We start from the raw sequence: 21431 nt of genomic DNA, 5'->3' as shown, positions 1-21431 counted from the left end.
CGAGCTACCTTATGCTCTCCCTATTTCCTACGCCTGCATCACTGGAGCTTTCATGAACACCGCCGCATTGCGCGAGCAGATTTCCCGTGCCCATCAACACGAATGCAGCACTGGCCAGCTTGCTCAGCAGCTGGAAGTCCAGTTACCGCACCTGCACCCGGCGATTTCCGTGCCTGACGTCGACGCCAAGGGCGTGATGACGCGTTTTGTAAGCGCCTACATCGACCAGGTCCCCGATCTGCTGGACGCGGCCAACGATGTCGCCCGCGAAGCCGGTATTGAAAGCCAGATCAAACCGGTGCTGAAAATTGCCGAGCATTTCTTCCTGCAGCCGCCGGCGATCCTGGCCGGGCATGAAGGCCTGGACGGTTTGCTGGATGAGGCTTACCTGGCGCATCGCCTGGTGGAAGAGGTCAACGATCTGTATATCAAGCACTTCGGCCAGCCGTTGATTCCGCTGGATACCACTGTGGCGAACGTGATTGCCCACCAATTGATCGGCGAGGCGTTTGCCAATCAGCTGGATAAGGCGGTGCACCACGCAGTGGATGAGATGCTTAACGAAGAGAGTTTTGCGCTGGAGTCGGTCGAAGCCTACCGCGACAAGCTCAAGAGCCCGGACACGGAAGCGGCGTGGAAGCGCTGGCCGTGCCTGTCGCGGCAGTTGGGCGTGGGTCTTGAGCTGGACCAGCCAGCTTAGATTTGCCGGCTTGCAAAGATCCAATGTGGGAGCGGGCTTGCTCGCGAAAGCGGTGTATCAGAAACACATTCAGTGACTGACACTGCGCCTTCGCGAGCAAGCCCGCTCCCACATTTTGATCCGGTTTCGTCAGCCAACAGACGGCGCTGAGCCTATTCCGGTCGTCGTTCTTACCCGCCCCTCCAACCTGCGCTTCAACCCCCGCGCCTCGATCATCAGCTTCGAGCCCTTGGCCGCATTGGCCCGACCCCATTCCTCCAATAGTTCAAGGCAGGAGTGGTCGATATAACTCAGGTTACTGAGCGGCACATGCAAGGTGGTCCCGGCGGGCACCGTCGACAGCACCTGGGTCAATGCAGGCACCTTGAGAAAGGTCCCGGCCCCCGTCAATCGCAGCTCCATCTCGCCCTCCTGCGGCAGGTCGATCAGGCTTATCTTCAAGCGTGAGGCCTTGAACGCCAGCTTCACCAGCGTCAACCCGAAGCCCACCAACACACCCGTCAGCAGGTCGGTAAAGATGATCGCCAGCGCCGTCGCCGCGTAGGTAAACATCGGCATTCGCCCGTAGCGCGCCAGGCCACGAAACGCCTTCATGTCCACGAGCTTGATCCCGGTGTACACCAGCACACCCGCCAGGCTTGCCACCGGAATGCTTTGCAGCACACTGGACAGCAACAGCACGAACGCCAGCAGCCACAAGCCGTGGAACATCGCCGACAAACGCGTGGTAGCGCCGGCCTGGACGTTGGCCGAACTGCGCACGATCACACCGGTCATCGGCAGGGCGCCGACCAGGCCACACAGCATGTTGCCCACGCCTTGTGCCGACAATTCCTTGTCGAAGTCGGAACGCTGGCCACTGTGCATACGGTCGACTGCCGCCGCCGAAAGCAGCGTTTCAGCGCTGGCGATAAAGGCGACGGCGAACGCGGCGATCAACAGATTGGGATCCGCCAGGTTCAACAGGTCGCTGGGGCGCAGCCAATCGATGGCATCCGCGAGGTTTTCCGGCACCTCCACCCGCTTGACCTGCAACGCCAGCACCAGGCTGGTGACTGTCGCCAAACCCACGCCGAGCAGGGCGCCGGGGACGAAGCGCAGCTTTTGCGGGCGAAATTTGTCCCACAACCACATCACCATGATCGTCGACAGCCCGAGCAAACCGGCCTGCCAGCCGAGCCCGCCGCCCAATGTGGGGATCGCCTGGATCAGTGCCGCAGGGAAGCCGGCGAGGTTATCCAGCCCCGAGGGCTTTGGCACACCGTCGAGCATCACGTGTACTTGCGACAGGACAATCAGTACCCCGATCCCTGCCAGCATCCCGTACACCACTGCAGGCGCAGTCACGCGGAACCAGCAGCCCAGGCGCAAACGCCCGGCCACCAATTGCAGGAAGCCCGCCAGCAACAGGATCGGCCCGAGCATGGCCATGCCATGCTGGCGAACCAGTTCGAACACCAACACCGCCAAACCTGCCGCCGGACCGCTGACTTGCAACGGCGACCCCGCCAGCCAACCGACCACCAGGCCACCGATGATGCCGGTGATCAAGCCTTTGGCCGGAGGCATTCCGGACGCGATGGCGATCCCCATGCACAGCGGCAGGGCGACCAGAAACACAACCACGGAAGCCAGCAGCTCCCGTGGCAGCACAGCTTTCAATTGAGCAGCACGCATAATGACTCTCCCGAGGCATTCGCCGGGCGTGGCAAGGCCTGGCTGCTCGAACGGCAGCCATCGCGTTACCCGACAGGGGATTGTTTTAGAAGCGCGCTTTAGGCGTCGCGGATGGAATCGGCTGGGTACCGTTCAAGGGCAGGAACGCTGCCTGATCCGCATCGTAGGCCCTGATTTCGCTGGTCTCGATGTCGTAGACCCAGCCATGGATAAACAAATGCCCGTTGGCCATGCGCGAGGCCACGGAGGGATGAGTGCGCAGGTGCTGCAGTTGGGCGATCACGTTTTCTTCGGTCAGCACGTGCATGCTTTCGTGTTCGTTGGCGCAATCGCAGTTGTCCTGGACCATGGTCTTGGCGACCTCGGCGTGGCGCAGCCAGGCCTTTACCGTGGGCATTTTTTCCAGGCTTTGGGGGTTGAGCACCGCGCGCATGGCGCCGCAGTCGGAGTGGCCGCAAATGATGATGTGCTGCACACCAAGGGCCAGTACCGCGTACTCGATAGCCGTTGAAACACCGCCGTTCATCTGCCCATAAGGCGGCACGACGTTACCGACGTTACGGGTCACGAACAAATCCCCAGGGGAGCTATGGGTGATCAGCTCGGGAACGATGCGCGAGTCGGCGCAGGTAATGAACATCGCCCGCGGGCTCTGGGCCGTGGCGAGTTTTTTGAAGAGCTCTTCCTGCTGGGGGAAGATCTCGTTATGGAAATGCAAAAAGCCTTCAACGATGTGCTGCAGCGCTGCATCGGCGGATTCCGCCTCGTGAGGGGCTGAAGCCGACGCAGCCAACGGCTGTTTATCCTTGTCACTCATAATTCATCCTCTTGGTTGGAGCAGGGGAGCTTTCCAGTGCGGCCGGCGCCCAAACTGAAGCGCCGACTCATTAGTCACTCGATGAACAAGGTACCCGCCGAAACTTAACTCAAACTGAATGAGCCGCTCTAGATCGGGGCTTTCAGTGATATCAAAACGCGACTATTCCTACAGAAAAGTACGCTTATCCAGCAGTTTACAATAATGCCATCTGTCTGCCCGGCGGACAAAACGCCGTGCAATCCAGATTAAACCCTTCCCGCCGGTTGAGCCCCAATCGTTTGATCGCCTTGGCGAAACGTTGCGCCAGCAAATCGGCAAACGGCCCTTCGCCACGCATGCGTACACCGAAGCGGCTGTCGTAGACCTCACCGCCACGCACCTGCCGCACCAGGCTCATCACATGGGCCGCGCGCTGCGGGTAATGGGCCGCCAGCCATTCCTCAAACAGCGGCGCCACCTCCAGAGGCAAACGCAGCATCATGTACGCCGCGCTCTGTGCCCCCGCGGCATGAGCTTCGGCCAGCAGGCTTTCCAGCTCGCTGTCGTTGATCATCGGGATCATCGGCGAACACAGCACGCCCACCGGGATCCCCGCCTCACGCATCACCCGGATCGCCCGCAGCCGGGCCTTGGGTGCAGCCGTGCGCGGTTCGAGGATGCGCTTGAGTTCATCGTCCAGGCTGGTGAGGCTGATCATCACCGCCACCAGCCGCTGCTGCGCCAACTCGGTCAGCAGGTCGAGGTCCCGCAGGATCAGCGAGCCCTTGGTAATGATCGTCACCGGATGACGGTAGCGCAGCAGCACTTCGAGGGTTTGCCGGGTGATCTTGTACTCGCGCTCGATGGGCTGGTACGGGTCGGTGTTGGAGCCCAGGTTGATCGGCGCGCAGGTGTAGCCCGGTTTCGACAGTTGCTGCTCAAGCACGTCGGCGGCGTTGGTCTTGGCGATCAGCTTGGTTTCGAAGTCCAGCCCCGGCGACAGGTCCCAATACGCGTGGCTGGGCCGCGCATAGCAGTAGATACAACCATGCTCGCAGCCGCGATACGGGTTGATCGCCCGGTCAAACGGGATATCCGGCGAGCTGTTGCGGGTAATGATGGTTTTCGCGGTTTCGATACGGACTTCGGTGCCCTGGGTCTGTGGCACTTCCTGATACCAACCGTCGTCTTCCGCCACGCTGACGGTGGGCGCAAAACGGTTGTGCAGGTTGGTGGCCGTGCCGCGCCCGCGAGGCGGCAAAGGGACATTCATAGTCAGACCTCATAAACTGTATCCATATACAGTATTCGAGAAGATCGCTTTTCACCAGCACCACTGGGCGGCGCGGTCTAGCATCGACCTTCGCACGAACGGAATGACACCTTCCTACATGTAACCAAACAAGAAATAAATCGCGACATATGTGACATGGATAAAGTTATTAACACATCGCTATGATCACAACTTAACTCATTACCACCTACAGGATATTTATGTCTCAGGATGAACTACGCTTTACATGCGAAGACTTTGAAAAAGATAACAGCCCGGAAGTATTAATGGAGCGCTTTACCGACGGTAAACTGTCCTACGCCATGTATGCCTCTTCCTCCAACAGGGACGGGCACTACGACACCACTTCCTCCACCACCGACCTGGATAACGACGGCGACTTCGATGAACAGGACAAGACCATCTTCCTGAACATGGCGAATAGCTTTGTAAAAACCTGCGCCCCTCGATAATTAATCGGCTAGTTGCCAGGCTTATATATAAAACTATAAACCTGGCAACTGACACTACTTCTCTGAAGTTTGATCAGCCTCGGTAGTTACTGCATCTTTTCGCAAGTCTTTCACTTGCGAAGCCTTTACAGTCTCTCCCTTATTACCCCAACTGTCCCGAACGAAACTGACGACATCCGCCACCTCCTGATCCGACAGCCGCCAGGCAAACGCCGGCATGGTGAAGGTCGAAGGTGCCGTATGCGTCGCCGGCAACGTGCCGCCGTTCAACACGATGTTGATCAGCGACGTCGCATCCGCCGTCTGTAGCACCGGGTTGCCCGCCAGCGCCGGGAACACGCGGGTGTAGCCGTGGCCGTCGGTACGGTGGCACGCCGCGCAGTTGTCGATGTACACCGAGGCCCCCGGCTTGCTGTCATCGCCCTTCCACAGCGCGTCGGCGACTTGTTTGTCGTACTGGTGCGGCTGGTCCTTGGGATCCACCGCCGGCAGGGTCTTGAGGTAACGGGCGATAGCCGTCAGATCCTCTTCCGACATGTACTGCATGCTGTGGACCACAACGTCGCTCATGCCGCCAAACACCGCGCTGCGATCACTGCGCCCGGTCTTGAGGAATTGCACCAGTTGGTCCTCGCTCCAGCTACCCAGGCCGTCCTTGTGGTCGCCCCGCAGGCTTTTGGCAATCCAGCCTTCCAGCGGCGCACTGCCGGACAGGAAAGCGCTGCCATCCGACGCACTCAGGGATTTTTCCTGCATGGTCAGGGCCCGTGGTGTGTGGCAAGCGCCGCAGTGGCCGAGGCCTTCCACCAGATACGCGCCACGGCTGATCACCGGATCGGCGCCCGCCTGGGCCTTGTAGTCCTCGACCTTGGGCGCAAACATCCAGCGCCATCCGGCCAACGGCCAGCGCATGCTCAACGGCCAGGGAATGTCGCTGTCCTTGTTCACCTGCGCCACCGGCTCCACGCCCTTCATGAAGTACGCGTACAACGCCTGCATGTCGCTTTCGCTTACCCGCGCGTAAGACGGGTAGGGCATCGCCGGGTAAAGCGTACTACCGTTCTTGGCGACGCCATGGCGCACGGCCTTGTCGAAGTCTTCGAAGCTGTAGTCGCCCAGGCCGGTTTTGTCCGGGGTGATGTTGGTGGAGTAGACGGTGCCGATCGGGGTTTCCATCGGCAGGCCACCGGCGAACGGTTTGCCGCCCTTGGCGGTGTGGCAGGCCACGCAGTCACCGGCGCGAGCCAGGTATTCACCCTGTTTGACCAGATCGGTTTCAGCCGCACTCACCGAGCAGCTGCTGAACAAAGCCAGGGACGCGATAACAAATGCTTTCATGGTCATCGCTCCTTATGCCTGAACCAGTGGGCCGGGGTTTTTCAGGTACTGCTCGCGAATTGCCCGCGCCGACCAGTAGGTCAATGCCGCCACCAGGCCCGTAGGGTTGTAGCCCAAGCCTTGTGGGAACGCGGAAGCGCCCGGGACAAACACGTTGTGTACGTCCCAGCACTGCAGGTAGCGGTTCAAGGCACTGGTTTTCGGGTCGGTGCCCATGATCGCGCCACCGTTGAGGTGGGTGGTCTGGTAGGCCGCGGTGTTGAAGTGCTCCCCCACCTTTTTGCCCAGCAAGGCAATCGCCTTGGGGTTCATCGCTTCGGCGATCTTGCTCATTTTTTCGACCATGAAGCGGTTCATCTTGATGTCGTTTTCCTGCCAGTCGAAGGTCATGCGCAGCAGCGGCAGGCCGTAGGCATCGCGGTAAACCGGGTCCAGGTCGAGGTAGTTGCCACGGTAGGATTGGTGGGCGCCATGGGCATCCATCGACACCTGGTGGGTGTAGTAATCAGCCGTGGCGCGCTTCCACGCGCTGCCCCAGGCCGGCGTGCCCGGCGGGTTGGAGGTGCCCGCAATCGGCCGGCTGCCCGCCTGGTTGACCCACATCGGCGAGCCGCCCACAAAGCCGTGAGGCCCATGGTCGAAGTTGTCGGCGTTGAAGTCATCGACCGCCACGCCATTGCCGCCGGCACCGATGAAGTTGTTGGTGTGCACGTCCTTGTCGAAGAACGCCTTGATGGTGGCCATGTTCTGGTAGGCGAAGTTGCGGCCCACCACGCCCTCACCGGAGATCGGGTCGTAGGGTTTGCCGATGCCCGACAGCAGCATCAGGCGCACGTTGTTGAACTGGAAGGAGCCGAGGATCACCAGGTCCGCCGGCTGCTCGCATTCCCGCCCCTGGGCGTCGACATACGTCACGCCGGTCGCCTTGCTCCTGGTGCTGTCGAGATTGACCTTCAGCACGTGGGAATTGGGCCGCAGTTCGAACTTGGGTTCCTGGCGCAAGGCCGGCAGGATGTTCACGTTCGGCGAAGCCTTGGAATACATGTAGCAGACATAACCGCTGCAGAAGCCGCAGAAGTTGCACGGGCCCATCTGGGCACCGTAAGGGTTGGTGTACGGCCCCGATGTATTCGCGGAAGGCAGGTTGTAGGGCTTGTACCCCACGGCCGTGGCGGCCTTCTGGAACAGCTGTGCAGAGACGGTGTTCTTCTGCGATTCCAGCGGGAAGTGATTGGAGCGATCCGGCGCATAAGGATTGCCGCCCTTGCCTTCGCCCACCAACTGGCCCTTCACCGTCCAGGCTTGCCCGGAGGTGCCGAAGACTTTCTCGGCATAGTCGAAGAATGGTTCCAGCTCTTCATAGCTGACGCCGAAATCCTGGATGGTCATGTCCTTGGGAATGAAGTTTTTCCCGTAGCGCTCTTCGTAATGGCTGCGCATGCGCAACTCGATCGGGTCCACCCGAAAGTGCACGCCGGACCAGTGCAGGCCTGCACCGCCGACACCGTTGCCAGGCAGGAAAGCGCCCAGTTGGCGGTTGGGCATCGCCACGTCATTCACGCTATGGCGAATGGTCACGGTTTCCTTGGAGATGTCCTGGAAGAGCTTTTTACGCACGCTGTAGGTCAGTTCGTCGATGACCTGGGGATAGTTGCCGTCCGGGTAGGTGTCCTGCATCGGGCCGCGCTCCAGCGCTACCACGTTGAGGCCAGCTTCCGTCAGCTCCTTGGCCATGATCGCGCCGGTCCAGCCGAAGCCGACAATCACTGCATCCACTTTCTTCATGATGGTCGCCACGTTTACGCCCTCTCGCCACGGATCGAAACAGCCGGGAAGGGGTATTGCTCGTTGCGTTCAACCCAATCCATGAAATCGGCGCGGGCGCCGGGGAAGCCGATCATGGTCCAGCCGACCATGCCTTTGTTGCCACCGTGGACCGGGTCGCAAAAGAACCCTTCCTTGGTGTTTTGCAGCAACAGATTGAAGAAAATCTTCGGCGGGACGCTGTCGAACTGCGCGTCGCCGGCCTCCAGGCGCTGCAACAACTTTTCCTGGGTAGCGCTGTCTTGCTCGGCAAATAGCTTACCGTTCATCGCTTTCGACCAGGCATCCGTGGCAGCAATGCCCAGGCGATAGATCTCCTTGGGCACCAATTTGCTCTGCCAGCCCATTTCAGGCGGCGCGTCGGCATTGAACGGGCCTTGCATGAACCACAGGGCGCCAGCCGCGTACGGCGTGTTCATCTGACGGTCGATATATTCCGGCGCACCGGCTTCCAGGGCGCCTGGGCCCTGGTCGTCCGCCGGGATCAGGCGCGCAACGGCCGCGTTGATAAAGGCCCATTCCTCGGCAGTGAAATAGCTCGGCTCATAGGCCTTGCTGCTGACGGGCGCCTTCTCCGGGCTGGCTTGAGCCGGTTCGGGAACCGCCATCAGCATCGAACCGCCCAGGCCCGTGCTGGCGACAGTGACCACGGGGATCAAGGTCAAGGATTTGCGTAAAAACTCACGCCGGGGGTTGTCTTGATCTTGATCAGACATGGTGGCACCTCATCATGTGGTCACGGATTTATCAGCCGCTTCGAGGAACGACTTATAGTTTTGGCAGTAAATGGGATCCAAAGGACCCAAGGGGATAGAACACAGCAGCAATCAATAGTTACAAAGGATAGCAGGCTAAGGATTGGGGAAAATCGTTTCAGCGCGAAAAAATCTGCCCGGAGCCGGCTTATTCACGATTCTTTGACGAGTACCTCACACGGCATTGACCCCCTGTAGGCGAATCTGGGCCCCATCAGCCCCTTCCCTATTCGGTTACATCGCGCATGTTCAAGAATCAATTGCTGCCTGCCGTCAGCCTCGTGTTCATGGCGCTGTTCACCACCGCACCGTCCCAGGCCGAAGAGCTCACGCCCATCCGTTCATCGGAATGGGCCCAGCCGGTGGGCAATCAATACAACCTGTATCAGATGACGCCCACGCTCTATCGCAGCGCGCTGCCGGATAGCGGTGCTGTTCCTGTATTGGAAAAGCTCAAGATCGGTACGGTGATCAACTTTCTGCCCGAGTCCGATGCCAAGTGGCTGAAATCACCCGGTATCAACCAGGTGCAATTGTCCTATCGCACCAACCATGTCGATGACGCCGATGTGCTCGCAGCGTTGCGTGCGATTCAGGATGCCGAAGCCAACGGCCCGGTGCTGATGCACTGCAAACACGGCTCCGACCGTACTGGCCTGGTGGCGGCGATGTATCGGGTGGTGATTCAGGGATGGAGCAAGGAAGACGCGCTGAACGAAATGACCTTGGGCGGCTTTGGCGCCAGTAGCGGCTTCAAGGACGGTGTTCGCTACATGATGAGGGCCGATGTCGACAAGTTACGCACCGCACTGGTCAACGGCGAATGCAGCACCAGCGCCTTTGCACTGTGCTCGATGAAAAGCTGGCTGAATACCGCGGACAACGCCAAAGACCCGGCCGAGGAAAAAACCGCCTGGGTGGTCGCTCCCTGAGCCATCAACCCAGGGAGCGCTTCACGATCAGTCTTTCTTCAGCTTCGGATTAGGGAAGAACTGCACCGCCTGCACCTTGGGGTCCGGTGCTTTCAACGCCGACGTATTGACCCGCGTACCCAATTCCTTGGGCACTGACAGACCTTGTTCATTCAGCGTGTCGGAATAGCCGCAAGCCACGCATTCGCGGTGCGGAACATCGTCCTCGCTCCACATCATCAACTTGTCCGGCTCGCTGCACGCCGGGCAGACTGCCCCGGCGATAAAGCGTTTTTTGGTTTTCACAGGTGCTTCACTCATGCTGCCGCGTCCTCACTCAGGCCGCTGTGGCGCAAGAGTGCGTCAATCGACGGCGCCCGTCCGCGGAAATCGACGAACAGCACCATCGGTGCCTGGGAACCGCCACGGGCCAGGATCGCCTCGCGGAACGCCCGGCCAGTCTCGGCATTGAGCACGCCATCTTCTTCGAACTTGGAGAAGGCATCGGCCGACAGCACTTCCGCCCACTTGTAGCTGTAGTAACCCGCGGCGTAACCGCCAGCGAAGATATGCGCGAAGCTGTTGGGGAAGCGGTTGTAGGCGGGCGGACGCATCACCGACACCTCATCACGCACGCCTTCCAGCACCTGCAGCACGCTGCGGCCATCGCCGTGGGTAGCGTGCAGCTCGAAGTCGAACAGCGAGAACTCCAACTGGCGAACCATCATCAGGCCGGACTGGAAGTTCTTCGCCGCGAGCATTTTTTCCAGCAGGTCCTGTGGCAGCGGCTCACCGGTTTCATAGTGACCGGAAATCAGCGCCAGGCCTTCCGGCTCCCAGCACCAGTTTTCCATGAACTGGCTCGGCAACTCCACCGCATCCCAGGCCACGCCGTTGATGCCGGACACGCCGGCGTGCTCGACACGGGTCAACAGGTGGTGCAGGCCGTGGCCAAATTCGTGGAACAGCGTGGTCACTTCATTGTGGGTCAGCAGGGCAGGCTTGCCGCTGTCGGCCGGGGTGAAGTTGCACACCAGGTTGGCCACCGGGCTTTGCAGCACGCCATCAACCGTGCGGCGACGGTCACGGGCGCCGTCCATCCAGGCACCCCCACGCTTGTTGGCGCGGGCATACAGGTCGAAGAAGAAGCGGCCGACGTGCTGGCCGTTTTCCTTGATTTCGAACAGGCGAACATCCGGGTGCCAGGTGTCGAAGCCTTTCTGCTCGGCGATCTCGATGCCATACAGGCGTTGCACGATGGCGAACAGGCCGCTGAGTACCTTGTCGATCGGGAAGTAGGCGCGCAGGGCTTCCTGGGAAACGCTGTAACGCTGTTCACGCAGTTTTTCGCCGTAGAAACCGCTGTCCCAGCTTTGCAGGTCCGCGCAGCCTTGTTCGGCGGCATAGGCCTTGAGCTGTTGCAGGTCCTGGGTGGCAAACGGCTTGCTGCGCTTGGCCAGGTCCCGCAGGAAGCTCAGCACCTGGTCGCTGGACTCGGCCATTTTGGTGGCCAGGCTCAGCTCGGAGAACGAGGCGAAGCCCAGCAGTTGCGCCAGCTCCTGACGCAGGTCAAGGATCTGTTCCATGACCGGGCCATTATCATTCTGACCGGCATTCGGGCCTTGGTCCGACGCGCGGGTGCAGTAGGCTGCGTAGATTTCTTCACGCAGGGCGCGGTCGTGGGCGTAGGTCATCACCGCGTAGTAGCTTGGGAATTCCAGGGTGATCAGCCAGCCGTCGAGGCCCTTGGCCTGGGCAGCCGCAGCCATTTGCGCCTTGGAGGAATCGGTCAGGCCGGCGAGGGTTGCTTCGTCAGTGACGTGCTTGGTCCAGGCCTGGGTGGCATCGAGCAATTGGTTGGAGAACTTGCTGCCCAGTTCGGAGAGCTTGCTCTGCACTTCGGCATAACGCTTTTGCTGTTCAGGCGGCAAATCGATACCCGACAGACGGAAGTCCCGCAGGGAGTGTTCCAGGATGGTTTTTTGCGCCACGTCGAAGCCGGCGGCTTCCGGGCTGTTGGCCAGGGCGTCGAAGGCCTGGAACAACTCGCGGTTCTGGCCCATCTCGGTGGAGTAGGCGCTCAGTGCCGGCAGGCACGCCTCGTAGGCTTCCCGCAGTTCGGCGCTGTTGCACACGGCATTCAGGTGGCTGACCGGGCTCCAGGCGGCGCCCAGGCGGTCATTGAGTTCGTCCATGGCCAGGACCAGCCCGGCCCAGGTCGGATTTTTACCCTGGCTTTGCAGGATCCCTTCGATGGCGACGCGGTTGTCGGCGAGGATCTGTTCAATGGCCGGCTGCACGTGCTCGGCACGGATCGCCGAGAACGGCGGCAGGTCGTAGGACTGCAGAAGAGGGTTGTTCGCGCTCACGGTTGGCACCTTGGCTGAAGAAACATGTAAGAACAAAGATAGGGCCATCTTAATTACAATCAACGCCCACCGCAGCTATCAGCAGAAGAGAGAGAGCCTATCGTGACCCTTCGCACCTACCAGAATCACACGCCGGCCCTGGCCGCCGGGGCTTTCGTCGATGCATCGGCGGTGGTGATCGGCGACGTCGAAATCGGCACTGACAGCTCGGTATGGCCGCTGACGGTGATCCGCGGCGACATGCACCGCATCCGCATCGGTGCGCGCACCAGCGTGCAGGACGGCTGCGTGCTGCACATTACCCACGCAGGCCCCTTCAATCCTGATGGTTTCCCGCTGCTGATCGGCGACGATGTGACCATTGCCCACAAGGTCATGCTGCATGGCTGCACGGTAGGCAGCCGGATCCTGATCGGCATGGGCAGCATTGTGATGGACGGCGCCGTGGTGGAAGACGAGGTGATCATCGGCGCCGGCAGCCTGGTGCCGCCGGGCAAGAAACTTGAGAGCGGTTTTTTATATGTTGGCAGCCCGGTTAAACAAATCCGCCCGCTGACTGACAAGGAACGGGCATTTTTCACCTACAGCGCCGCGAACTACGTAAAGCTCAAAGACCTGCACCTGGCCGAAGGCTTCGACCAATGACAAGGACACCCATGCATTACCAGACCGTTTTGTTCGACCTCGATGGCACCCTCACCGACCCGCGCGAAGGCATCACCCGCTCGATCCAGTACGCCCTCGCCAAACTGGGGATCGATGAGCCGGACCTGACCAAACTTGAGCACTTTATCGGCCCGCCGCTGCTGCAAGCGTTCATGCAGTTTTATGGCTTCGACGAAGCCAAGGCCTGGGAGGCGGTGAATTTCTACCGCGAGCGCTTCAAGGTCACCGGCCTGTACGAAAACCGCGTGTTCGACGGCGTGATGCCGCTGCTTGAGGAATTGAATGGCCAGGGCCGCCAGCTGTATGTAGCCACGTCCAAGCCTTGGGTATTTGCCCGGGAAATCGCCCGGCATTTTGATTTCGCCAAGCACTTCAAGGTGATCTACGGCAGCGAGCTGGACGGCACCCGCACCAACAAGGTCGAGCTGATTGCCCACCTGATGACGCAAGAAAGCCTGGACCCGGCCAGCACCTTGATGATTGGCGACCGCAAGCACGACCTGATCGGCGCCCGCAGCAATGGGCTGGATTCGGCGGCGGTGGGTTATGGGTTTGGCAGCAATGAAGAGCTGAGTGCCGAGGCGCCGACCTGGCATTTCGAAACGTTGGCCGAGCTGCATCAGGCGTTTTTGCAACGGCCTTGAATGCGCTATCGCAGGCAAGCCAGCTCCCACATTTGATCACGGTCGGCCAAGACAACTCAGTCAAATGTGGGAGCCGGGCTTGCCCGCGATGAGGCCCTACCGGCCAACCACTTGCCCGGATCCCTCCAACGCCCTCAGGGCCGCCTTGCGCTGATCCACCGGCAACCCGCCCAGCTTCTCCACCGCCGCAAAGAACCTCGGCCAATCCCCGCCTTCCTGCCGGAACAACGCGACGAACGCCGGCACCCACTGGTCATACAGCCCAAACGGCAGCAACCTTGCGTTGTTCATCGGCAGGTTGACCCAGGCGTCATAACGCTTGTCGCCACCCCACTGGCTATCGCGCATGTGCCGGTAGTCACGGCGCAGGCGCTCGAATTCAGCCGCCTTGGCCTGGCGCATGGCATCTGCCGCCAGCGGCTGCGCATACAACTGCTCCAGGCGTTTGCGGGTATCGAGCACCAGCCGGGTGAACTGGTCGCGCTGTTTCAGCGCCGACTCGCTGGCAGGCGGCAAGCCTTGGGCGGCGCGCCATTGCCGGGTACCTTCCTGCTCGACGAAGGTGGCGTACGACTCGTTGAACTCGGTGTCGTCCTTCACATAAAACCGCTGGTGCGCCAGCTCATGAAAAATCAGCGTGGCCAGGCGCTCGTCCCCCCAGCTCATCATCGAACTCATGATCGGATCGTTGAACCAGCCGAGAGTGGAATAGGCCTCCACGCCGCCAATCGACACATCCATCCCTTGCTGCTTCAACAAAGCCGCCTGGCCGCGTGCGGCGCCCTGGTTGTAGTAGCCGCGATAGGCCACGCAACCGGCAATCGGGAAGCAGTGGGTTTGCGGGGACAGGGAAAATTCAGGCGTGGCGAACACGTTCCAGACCACGTAAGGGCGGCCGATATCGGCATACAGCCGGTAACTCTGGTTATCCGGCAGGTGCAGGTGTTCGCTGGCGAAGGTGCGGGCTTTCTGCGACTGCGCCAAGTGCTCGCGCAGCACCTGTGGCCGGGACGGGTCGGCGACGACCGCGGAGACAGGCTCCCGGGCACGCAGCAATTGCCATTGGCCGTCTGCCAGTTGGCTGTAATAACTGACGCTGGAACAGCCGCTGAGCAACAGCAGCATCAAGCCGGGAAGCAAACGCCTGACCATTAAAACCTCTCGCCGGTAACCATCCCGCCAGACTATCTCGCCTGTGGGGAATTTTTCCATGGCGTGGCGTGTTTATACTCATAGGGAGCGTGCTGCCGAACGCAGCCGTTCAAAAAACCATTCCTACAGTTGAGTGCTTAACATGCGTCAGCTACTGCTTCCCGTCGCCGCGATTTTTCTCAGTGCCTGTGCGTCGACGCCGCTACCGCCGGTTGATCCACACCAGGCCTGGGTCGACTTCGCTACCCCGACACCCGGCGCCAAGCTGGTAATGGCGCAACGCCTGGACGGGAAAAACCTGAACGACGGACGCTTCTTCCAGGTGCCGCCTGGCAGCCATGAGCTGATGGTACGTTTTGATTTCGAGGTGCCTACCGGCGGCAGTTTCGGCGGGTTTGGCCAAACCACTGACCGTACCTGCTTCATGACCCTGCAATACGAGCGCTTCGAGGCAGGCCAGCGTTATCGCCTGGAAGGGCGCTCACTGGGCTACAACCCGAATATCCGGCTGTACAACAAAGCGGGTCAATTGCTGGCCGAAGAACGTAGCGTCAACTGCATCTGATCAGTCGTTGTTCTTCTGGTAGACGATGGCTTTGGTGCCATTCTCACAGCTGCCGACAACCATGGCGCTGTCGTGCTTGTCAGCTTCTTCCTTGGTGACGATTTCGAGGGTGTAGGACGGAACGGCATTCGCCTGGATTTTGACCTCGATCTCCTTCCTGAGCTCTTCACAATCTTTTGGCGCCGCCAGCGCCGACGTGGCCAGTGCACAGCAGATAACCGCCAAGGCAATACGTTTCATGTGTGAAGCTCCCTGAATGCACGCGCACGGGTGTGCGCTGAGTCTGCAATCGGCTATTCGACCACATTTGCACCTGCAGGGGCGAGCAAGCTCACCCCTGCAAGGGGGTTGCATCAACTAACCAGCGTGCCATCCAGGGTAATGGTTGCATTCAGTACCTTGGACACGGGGCATCCTTCCTTGGCCTTTTTGCTCAGCTCATCGAACTGCGCCTGGCTGGCGCCCGGGATCTTCGCCTTGAGGGTCAGGTGCACGGCAGTAATCGCAAAGCCACCGTCCACTTGGTCCAGGGTCACTTCGGCCTGGGTGTCGATGCTGTCGGCCTTGAGCCCGGCATCGCCGAGAATCATGGAAAACGCCATGGAGAAACAACCGGCATGGGCTGCGCCGATCAGTTCTTCAGGGTTGGTGCCCTTGCCACCTTCGAAACGGGCCTTGAAGCCGTAAGGCGCTTCACGCAGAACGCCGGTTTCGGTGGAAATGGAACCCAGGCCAGTCTTCAGGTCGCCTTCCCAATGCGCGGATGCTTTTTTAACAATACTCATAGCGGTCTCCTCGAACGGTGGTTTTGCGTCAGTAAGGGTTCTGAGGATAGACGCCCCGGCAAAGTTCATCTTGTCGGAGAAACCTAGCGATTAAGTAGGAAATTTCACCATCGCTATTGAATCTCGGGTATATGCCCTCATTGCATAGGACATGCACATGAAGCGGCAGGTTTTGGTTCGTCTAAGAAGCCTGCGCCCCCATTGGAGAAGCAGGCTTATGAAATCGCTGTCCGACGTAAAGTTCTCGACCCTCGACCTCGTGCCCGTGCGCGCCAACGGCAGTCCGGCGCAGTCGCTGCGCAATTCCCTGGACCTGGCCCAGCACGTGGAAAAATTCGGCTACAACCGTTTCTGGGTCGCCGAACACCACAATATGGACGGCATCGCCAGCTCGGCGACCTCGGTATTGCTGGGTTACCTGGCCGGCGGCACCTCGACGATCCGTGTCGGTTCCGGTGGCGTGATGCTGCCCAACCACGCACCGTTGGTGATCGCCGAGCAGTTCGGCACCCTGGAAAGCCTGTACCCGGGCCGCATCGACCTGGGCCTTGGCCGCGCACCAGGCTCCGACCAGATGACCGCCCGCGCCCTGCGCCGTGAACGCTCCGGCAGCGCCGATGATTTCCCGGAAGACGTGGCAGAACTGATGGCCTACCTCGGCCCGCGCACCCCGGACCAGCGCGTGATCGCTGTACCCGGCACGGGCACCAATGTGCCTGTGTGGCTGCTGGGCTCAAGCCTGTTCAGTGCACAACTGGCGGGCGAGCGCGGTTTGCCTTACGCCTTTGCCTCGCATTTCGCACCGCGCCTGATGCATGAAGCGATTCGCGTCTATCGCAACCACTTCAAGCCTTCGGCCGTGCTGGACAAGCCCTATGTGATGCTCGGCATCCCGCTGGTGGCCGCCGACACCGATGAGCAAGCCGACTACCTGGCCACCTCGGTGTACCAGCGAATTCTCGCGCTGATGCGTGGGCAAAGCCTGGTGCAGCGCCCGCCGGTCAAGACCATGGACGGCCTGTGGCTGCCCCATGAAAAAGACGCGGTCGGCAGTTTCCTCGGCCTGGCCATGGTGGGCAGCCCGCAGAAGATCCGCGCCAAGCTGGAGGTGCTGGTGGAGCAGACCGGCGCTGATGAGCTGATCTTTACCTGTGACCTGTACGAGCACGCCGACCGGATTCATTCCTACGAGCTGCTGGCGCAGGTCATGAAGGGCTGAATCCAGGAGTGAGGCGGGACGCAGAGCATCCCAGGCGGCATTCCCACGCGGAGCGAGGGAACGATCAAAAAAAACCGACGCACTTGCGTCGGTTTTTTACGTCTGCAACACGGGATCACCCGCGCTTGTAGGCGATTTCCTTGGTACCGGCTTCACAGCTGCCGACAACCGTGTGGTCACTAGGTGCAGCACCTTTGTCCACGATTTCCAGGGAGTAGCCCGAAGCGCCTTTAGCGTCGATTTTCGCCGCAATCTCGCTTTTCAGCTCTTCACAAGGCTTGCCCGCCGCCAGGGCCGTGCCCGCAATGCTCAACAAACCTACCGCCAACAAAAAGTTCTTCATCCGTCACTTCCTTGGGTTGATCGAAAGGAAGCACGCCGACGCTCGTCACGTCGACGTGCCTAAAGGTTGTAGCGGAGTTTATGGCAATCGGCCAGCGCGCAAGTTCAACCGGCTCAATCAACTACTGGCAATTCGGAACCCCACCTTGAGGGTGACCTGGAAATGCGCAGCCTTGCCGTCCTTGATGTGGCCACGGGTTTCGGTCACTTCAAACCACTCCAAGTGCTTGATGCTCTTGCTGGCTTCAGCCAGGGCATTGTTGATGGCCTCCTCGATGCTGGTCGCGGAAGAGCCCACCAGTTCGACTTTCTTGTAGGTGTGATGATCACTCATAAGTTTTTCTCCTGGGGTCGTTAATCAAGACTAGCAGTGAATTCTCGTACTGCTTCTGGCGGCTATTGCGATGTGAAAGTTCAGATTTACTGCACTTTCTGAAACCGCCGCAGTCGGAAACAACACACGCCACTCAATCACTCCAGGAGAGCCCACATGGCCAACACCTCTTTACGCAAAGCGTCATTGGAAAGCATGGAAGCCGAGATTTCGAGCCTGCTCAAATCTTTGGAAAGCCTCAAGGACGATGCGTCTGACGAGTCGCGCAAAACCCTGAAGGCCCTGAAAAGCAATGCCGAGAACGCCCTCAAGCATTCTCGCCACCTGATCAGCGATGCCTACGAAGAAAGCAAAGTCAAAATCCGCGAAACCGGTGTTGCAACACGGGACTACGCGCAAGAGCATCCATGGACTACCGCCGGTGTTGCCGTCGGCGCGCTGGGTCTGCTGGCGGCCTACTTGCTGTGCAAACGCGGCGACTAAACGTCTTGGCGCGCAAGCTCAGCCTTGAGCCACTGCGCCAGTTGCCCGGCGCGCCCATCTGCGGCGCGCTTGGGTAGCCACAACGCCAGTTGCGCCGGGGTTTCACTGAAACCCCACGGCGCAACCAGGCGACCCGCTCGCAGGTCCTCTGCCACCAGCGGCTCAGGCGCAATTGCTACCCCCAGCCCGGCCACCGCCGCCTCCAGCAAATAATACAAATGCTCAAACCCCTGACCGTACTTCAACGCGCCAGCGTCGATCCCATGGTGCTGCGCCCAGCTGGGCCAGGCTTGCGGGCGTGAGGTAGTGTGCAACAGGGCCTCATTCAGCAGCGCCTCGGGAGGCGCCTGGCGCAATCGCTCGTAATGGGCAAAACGCGGGCTCATGACCGGGCCGATGCGTTCGCTGGCCAATTCATACACCTGCATATCCGCCGGCCATGGGGGTTCGGCGAACACCAGCAGCGCGTCCAGGCCGGGGCGACGTGGGTCAAGATCGCCTTCACCCGCCGACAGATGCAGGCGCAAATCCGGCAACTCGGCGTTCAGGCGCCCCAGACGCGGAATAAACCAGCGCGCCAGCAGGCTGCCGGAGCAGCCGAGCACAAACGGCGCATCGGCACTGCTTTGCGTGAGCTCGGCGCAGGTGTCCCTCAGTCGCTCGAACGCCTCGAAACTCGCATCCCGCAGACGAACGCCGGCATCTGTGAGTTTGAGGCCGCGCCCGTCCTTGGCGAACAGGCTTACACCAAGGTGTTCTTCCAACACCTTGAGCTGCCGGCTGACCGCACCATGGGTCACGTGCAGTTGCTCAGCGGCCTGGCTAACGCTGTTCAGGCGCGCAGTCGCCTCAAAAGCGCGCAAGGCATTCAGCGGTGGGAGGTCTCGGCTCATCTGTGAGTTTTCCTGACAGGTTGTGGCGATCTTATCGGTTTTCACGTGGAAGCGTCAGGGGTAGAGTGACCGTCATTGCCTCTTACACATTTTCTACCTGGAGCGTCCCATGACTCAGACCCAGACCGATTTACGCAACGGCCCGGATGCCAATGGCCTGTTTGGTTCGTTCGGCGGCCGCTACGTGGCGGAAACCCTGATGCCGTTGATCCTTGATCTGGCCCGCGAATACGAAGCGGCCAAGATCGATCCGGCCTTCAACGAAGAACTGGCCTACTTCCAGCGCGACTACGTCGGACGCCCAAGCCCGCTGTACTTCGCCGAGCGCCTGACCGAGTTCTGCGGTGGCGCCAAGATCTACCTCAAACGCGAAGAGCTGAACCACACCGGCGCCCACAAGATCAACAACTGCATCGGCCAGATCCTGCTGGCGCGGCGCATGGGTAAAAAACGCATCATCGCCGAGACCGGCGCCGGCATGCACGGTGTGGCCACCGCCACAGTCGCCGCGCGTTTTGGCCTGCAATGCGTGATCTACATGGGCACCACCGACATCGAGCGCCAGCAGGCCAACGTATTTCGCATGAAGCTGCTGGGCGCTGAAGTGATCCCGGTAGTCGCCGGTACCGGCACCCTGAAAGACGCGATGAACGAAGCGCTGCGTGACTGGGTCACCAACGTCGACAGCACCTTCTACCTGATCGGCACCGTGGCCGGTCCGCACCCGTACCCAGCCATGGTTCGCGACTTCCAGGCCGTGATCGGCAAGGAAACCCGTACCCAGCTGCAAGCCCAGGAAGGCCGTCTGCCCGACAGCCTGGTGGCGTGCATCGGCGGCGGTTCCAATGCCATGGGCCTGTTCCACCCGTTCCTGGATGACACCAGCGTCGAGATCATCGGCGTTGAAGCGGCCGGCTACGGCATCGAGACCGGCAAACACGCCGCCAGCCTCAACGGCGGCGTACCGGGCGTACTGCACGGCAACCGTACCTTCCTGCTGCAGGACGACGATGGCCAGATCATCGACGCCCACTCGATCTCCGCGGGCCTCGACTACCCGGGCATCGGCCCTGAACACGCCTGGTTGCACGACATCGGCCGCGTCCAGTACACCTCGGTGACCGACGACGAAGCCCTCGACGCCTTTCACAAATGCTGCCGCCTGGAAGGGATTATTCCTGCACTGGAAAGCGCCCACGCCCTGGCCGAAGTGTTCAAACGCGCACCGACCCTGCCGAAAGATCACCTGATGGTGGTCAACCTGTCCGGCCGTGGCGACAAAGACATGCAAACCGTGATGCACCACATGGAACAGTCCAAGCAGGAGAAACACTAAATGAGCCGCCTGCAAACACGTTTTGCGCAACTGAAAGAACAAAACCGCGCCGCCCTGGTGACCTTCGTCACCGCTGGCGACCCGGGCTATGACACCTCGCTGGCGATCCTCAAGGGCTTGCCGGCGGCCGGCGCCGATGTGATCGAACTGGGCATGCCGTTCACTGACCCGATGGCTGACGGCCCGGCCATTCAACTGGCCAACATCCGCGCGCTGACCGCCAAGCAGAACCTCACGAAAACCCTGCAAATGGTTCGCGAGTTCCGCGAGGGCAACAGCGACACGCCGCTGGTGCTGATGGGCTACTTCAACCCGATCCACATGTACGGCGTGCCACGCTTTATCAGCGATGCGAAAGAAGCCGGCGTCGACGGCCTGATCGTGGTCGACATGCCGCCGGAACATAACGGCGAGCTGTGCGACCCGGCCCAGGCTGCCGGTATCGACTTTATCCGCCTGACCACGCCGACCACCGACGACGCGCGCCTGCCGACCGTGCTCAACGGCAGCTCAGGGTTTGTGTACTACGTGTCGGTGGCCGGTGTGACCGGTGCCGGTGCCGCGACCCTGGAACACGTCGAAGAGGCCGTGACCCGTCTGCGTCGGCATACCGACCTGCCGATCAGCATCGGTTTCGGCATCCGCACCCCGGAGCAGGCCGCTGCAATCGCGCGCCTGGCCGACGGTGTGGTGGTGGGGTCGGCACTGATCGACCACATCGCCAACGCCAGCAATGATCAACAGGCCATCGACGGTGTATTGACCCTGTGCTCTGCGCTGTCGGAAGGTGTACGCAACGCCCGTAAGTAAGCGGCTCGTAAGCGGTAGGTAAAGTTCCTGATACAGAGGAATCATGCTGGCAAATCAGTACCTAAGCTAACAAGACCAAGGGA

24 protein-coding genes are annotated in these 21431 nt (G+C 60.5%); 10 read left to right on the top strand and 14 right to left on the bottom strand.

Features of this window, described 5'->3' with window-relative positions:
* The first annotated feature begins 52 nt into the window (after window positions 1-52).
* Window positions 53-700: a hypothetical protein gene (locus tag QF039_RS29720; protein WP_307522098.1), complete on the top strand. Its 648-nt coding sequence runs from the start codon at window positions 53-55 to the stop codon at window positions 698-700.
* Window positions 701-829: 129 nt separating this feature from the next.
* On the opposite strand, the gene QF039_RS29715 is transcribed toward QF039_RS29720, so the two are convergent.
* The 3 genes from QF039_RS29715 to QF039_RS29705 all read right to left on the bottom strand — a co-directional run bounded on the left by QF039_RS29715 (window position 830) and on the right by QF039_RS29705 (window position 4449).
* A complete protein-coding gene (locus QF039_RS29715) occupies window positions 830-2377 on the bottom strand; it encodes a SulP family inorganic anion transporter (protein WP_008439613.1) in 1548 nt (515 codons plus the stop codon).
* Window positions 2378-2462: 85 nt separating this feature from the next.
* Window positions 2463-3194: a carbonic anhydrase gene (locus QF039_RS29710; RefSeq protein WP_003214859.1), complete on the bottom strand. Its 732-nt coding sequence runs from the start codon at window positions 3192-3194 to the stop codon at window positions 2463-2465.
* A 196-nt stretch (window positions 3195-3390) separates the two neighbouring features.
* Complete coding sequence (locus tag QF039_RS29705; RefSeq protein ID WP_003214861.1) at window positions 3391-4449, bottom strand: PA0069 family radical SAM protein; 1059 nt, start codon at window positions 4447-4449, stop codon at window positions 3391-3393.
* Window positions 4450-4736: 287 nt separating this feature from the next.
* On the opposite strand from QF039_RS29705, the gene QF039_RS29700 reads away from it, so the two are divergent.
* The gene (locus QF039_RS29700) at window positions 4737-4922 is read left to right on the top strand and encodes a hypothetical protein (protein WP_177040934.1); all 186 of its coding nucleotides are present in this window, start codon (window positions 4737-4739) and stop codon (window positions 4920-4922) included.
* Between the two features lie 54 nt (window positions 4923-4976).
* Here the strand turns inward: QF039_RS29700 and QF039_RS29695 are convergent, their stop codons facing one another.
* The 3 genes from QF039_RS29695 to QF039_RS29685 are packed head-to-tail and all read right to left on the bottom strand — an operon-like array spanning window position 4977 to window position 8800.
* The gene (locus tag QF039_RS29695) at window positions 4977-6260 is read right to left on the bottom strand and encodes a cytochrome c (RefSeq protein WP_307522092.1); all 1284 of its coding nucleotides are present in this window, start codon (window positions 6258-6260) and stop codon (window positions 4977-4979) included.
* Between the two features lie 12 nt (window positions 6261-6272).
* Complete coding sequence (locus QF039_RS29690) at window positions 6273-8057, bottom strand: GMC family oxidoreductase (protein ID WP_087694558.1); 1785 nt, start codon at window positions 8055-8057, stop codon at window positions 6273-6275.
* 2 nt (window positions 8058-8059) lie between these two features.
* Window positions 8060-8800, bottom strand: coding sequence for a gluconate 2-dehydrogenase subunit 3 family protein (locus QF039_RS29685; protein WP_003214869.1), 741 nt, complete (start codon window positions 8798-8800; stop codon window positions 8060-8062).
* Between the two features lie 284 nt (window positions 8801-9084).
* On the opposite strand from QF039_RS29685, the gene QF039_RS29680 reads away from it, so the two are divergent.
* Entirely contained in the window at window positions 9085-9771 is a 687-nt protein-coding gene (locus tag QF039_RS29680) for a tyrosine-protein phosphatase (RefSeq protein ID WP_307522089.1), read from the top strand.
* A gap of 27 nt (window positions 9772-9798) precedes the next feature.
* Here the strand turns inward: QF039_RS29680 and QF039_RS29675 are convergent, their stop codons facing one another.
* Window positions 9799-10071, bottom strand: coding sequence for a YheV family putative zinc ribbon protein (locus QF039_RS29675; protein ID WP_003214872.1), 273 nt, complete (start codon window positions 10069-10071; stop codon window positions 9799-9801).
* Entirely contained in the window at window positions 10068-12167 is a 2100-nt protein-coding gene (gene prlC, locus QF039_RS29670) for an oligopeptidase A (RefSeq protein ID WP_307522086.1), read from the bottom strand. Before prlC ends, QF039_RS29675 begins: the two co-directional genes overlap by 4 nt.
* Before the next feature lie 54 nt (window positions 12168-12221).
* Between prlC and QF039_RS29665 the strand changes: the two genes are divergently transcribed.
* Window positions 12222-12764 carry a gamma carbonic anhydrase family protein gene (locus QF039_RS29665; protein WP_003214876.1) on the top strand — a complete coding sequence of 181 codons (543 nt, stop codon included), beginning with the start codon at window positions 12222-12224 and terminating at the stop codon, window positions 12762-12764.
* An 11-nt stretch (window positions 12765-12775) separates the two neighbouring features.
* Complete coding sequence (locus QF039_RS29660; protein ID WP_307522083.1) at window positions 12776-13429, top strand: HAD family hydrolase; 654 nt, start codon at window positions 12776-12778, stop codon at window positions 13427-13429.
* A gap of 96 nt (window positions 13430-13525) precedes the next feature.
* Here QF039_RS29660 and QF039_RS29655 read toward each other — a convergent pair whose 3' ends face one another.
* Window positions 13526-14581, bottom strand: a complete 1056-nt coding sequence (locus tag QF039_RS29655; protein WP_307522081.1) for an aminopeptidase — start codon at window positions 14579-14581, stop codon at window positions 13526-13528.
* Between the two features lie 142 nt (window positions 14582-14723).
* Between QF039_RS29655 and QF039_RS29650 the strand changes: the two genes are divergently transcribed.
* Entirely contained in the window at window positions 14724-15146 is a 423-nt protein-coding gene (locus QF039_RS29650; RefSeq protein WP_307522079.1) for a hypothetical protein, read from the top strand.
* Here QF039_RS29650 and QF039_RS29645 read toward each other — a convergent pair whose 3' ends face one another.
* Both QF039_RS29645 and QF039_RS29640 read right to left on the bottom strand, forming a co-directional pair.
* The gene (locus QF039_RS29645) at window positions 15147-15386 is read right to left on the bottom strand and encodes a DUF1161 domain-containing protein (protein ID WP_003214887.1); all 240 of its coding nucleotides are present in this window, start codon (window positions 15384-15386) and stop codon (window positions 15147-15149) included.
* 113 nt (window positions 15387-15499) lie between these two features.
* Complete coding sequence (locus QF039_RS29640; protein WP_008439587.1) at window positions 15500-15931, bottom strand: OsmC family protein; 432 nt, start codon at window positions 15929-15931, stop codon at window positions 15500-15502.
* A gap of 217 nt (window positions 15932-16148) precedes the next feature.
* Here QF039_RS29640 and QF039_RS29635 point away from each other — a divergent pair, with 217 nt between their 5' ends.
* Window positions 16149-17150, top strand: a complete 1002-nt coding sequence (locus QF039_RS29635) for an LLM class flavin-dependent oxidoreductase (protein ID WP_087694564.1) — start codon at window positions 16149-16151, stop codon at window positions 17148-17150.
* Between the two features lie 115 nt (window positions 17151-17265).
* On the opposite strand, the gene QF039_RS29630 is transcribed toward QF039_RS29635, so the two are convergent.
* Together QF039_RS29630 and QF039_RS29625 are read right to left on the bottom strand one after the other, a co-directional pair.
* Window positions 17266-17493 (bottom strand): DUF1161 domain-containing protein, encoded by a 228-nt coding sequence (locus QF039_RS29630; protein WP_003214893.1) that lies wholly within the window; start codon window positions 17491-17493, stop codon window positions 17266-17268.
* Window positions 17494-17610: 117 nt separating this feature from the next.
* Window positions 17611-17826, bottom strand: a complete 216-nt coding sequence (locus QF039_RS29625; protein WP_008439585.1) for a dodecin — start codon at window positions 17824-17826, stop codon at window positions 17611-17613.
* 156 nt (window positions 17827-17982) lie between these two features.
* Here QF039_RS29625 and QF039_RS29620 point away from each other — a divergent pair, with 156 nt between their 5' ends.
* Complete coding sequence (locus QF039_RS29620) at window positions 17983-18309, top strand: YqjD family protein (RefSeq protein WP_003170746.1); 327 nt, start codon at window positions 17983-17985, stop codon at window positions 18307-18309.
* On the opposite strand, the gene QF039_RS29615 is transcribed toward QF039_RS29620, so the two are convergent.
* A complete protein-coding gene (locus QF039_RS29615; protein WP_177048242.1) occupies window positions 18306-19202 on the bottom strand; it encodes a LysR family transcriptional regulator in 897 nt (298 codons plus the stop codon). The two genes, QF039_RS29620 and QF039_RS29615, sit on opposite strands and share 4 nt — an antisense overlap.
* A 109-nt stretch (window positions 19203-19311) precedes the next feature.
* Here QF039_RS29615 and trpB point away from each other — a divergent pair, with 109 nt between their 5' ends.
* Both trpB and trpA read left to right on the top strand, forming a co-directional pair.
* Window positions 19312-20538 carry a tryptophan synthase subunit beta gene (trpB, locus tag QF039_RS29610; protein WP_003214899.1) on the top strand — a complete coding sequence of 409 codons (1227 nt, stop codon included), beginning with the start codon at window positions 19312-19314 and terminating at the stop codon, window positions 20536-20538.
* Window positions 20539-21348 (top strand): tryptophan synthase subunit alpha, encoded by an 810-nt coding sequence (gene trpA, locus QF039_RS29605; RefSeq protein ID WP_003214901.1) that lies wholly within the window; start codon window positions 20539-20541, stop codon window positions 21346-21348.
* The last annotated feature ends 83 nt before the right edge of the window (window positions 21349-21431 follow it).

It is taken from the genome of Pseudomonas sp. W2I6, assembly GCF_030815935.1.
Classification (GTDB): Bacteria; Pseudomonadota; Gammaproteobacteria; order Pseudomonadales; family Pseudomonadaceae; genus Aquipseudomonas.
This window is presented reverse-complemented; position numbering and strand designations above follow the sequence as displayed.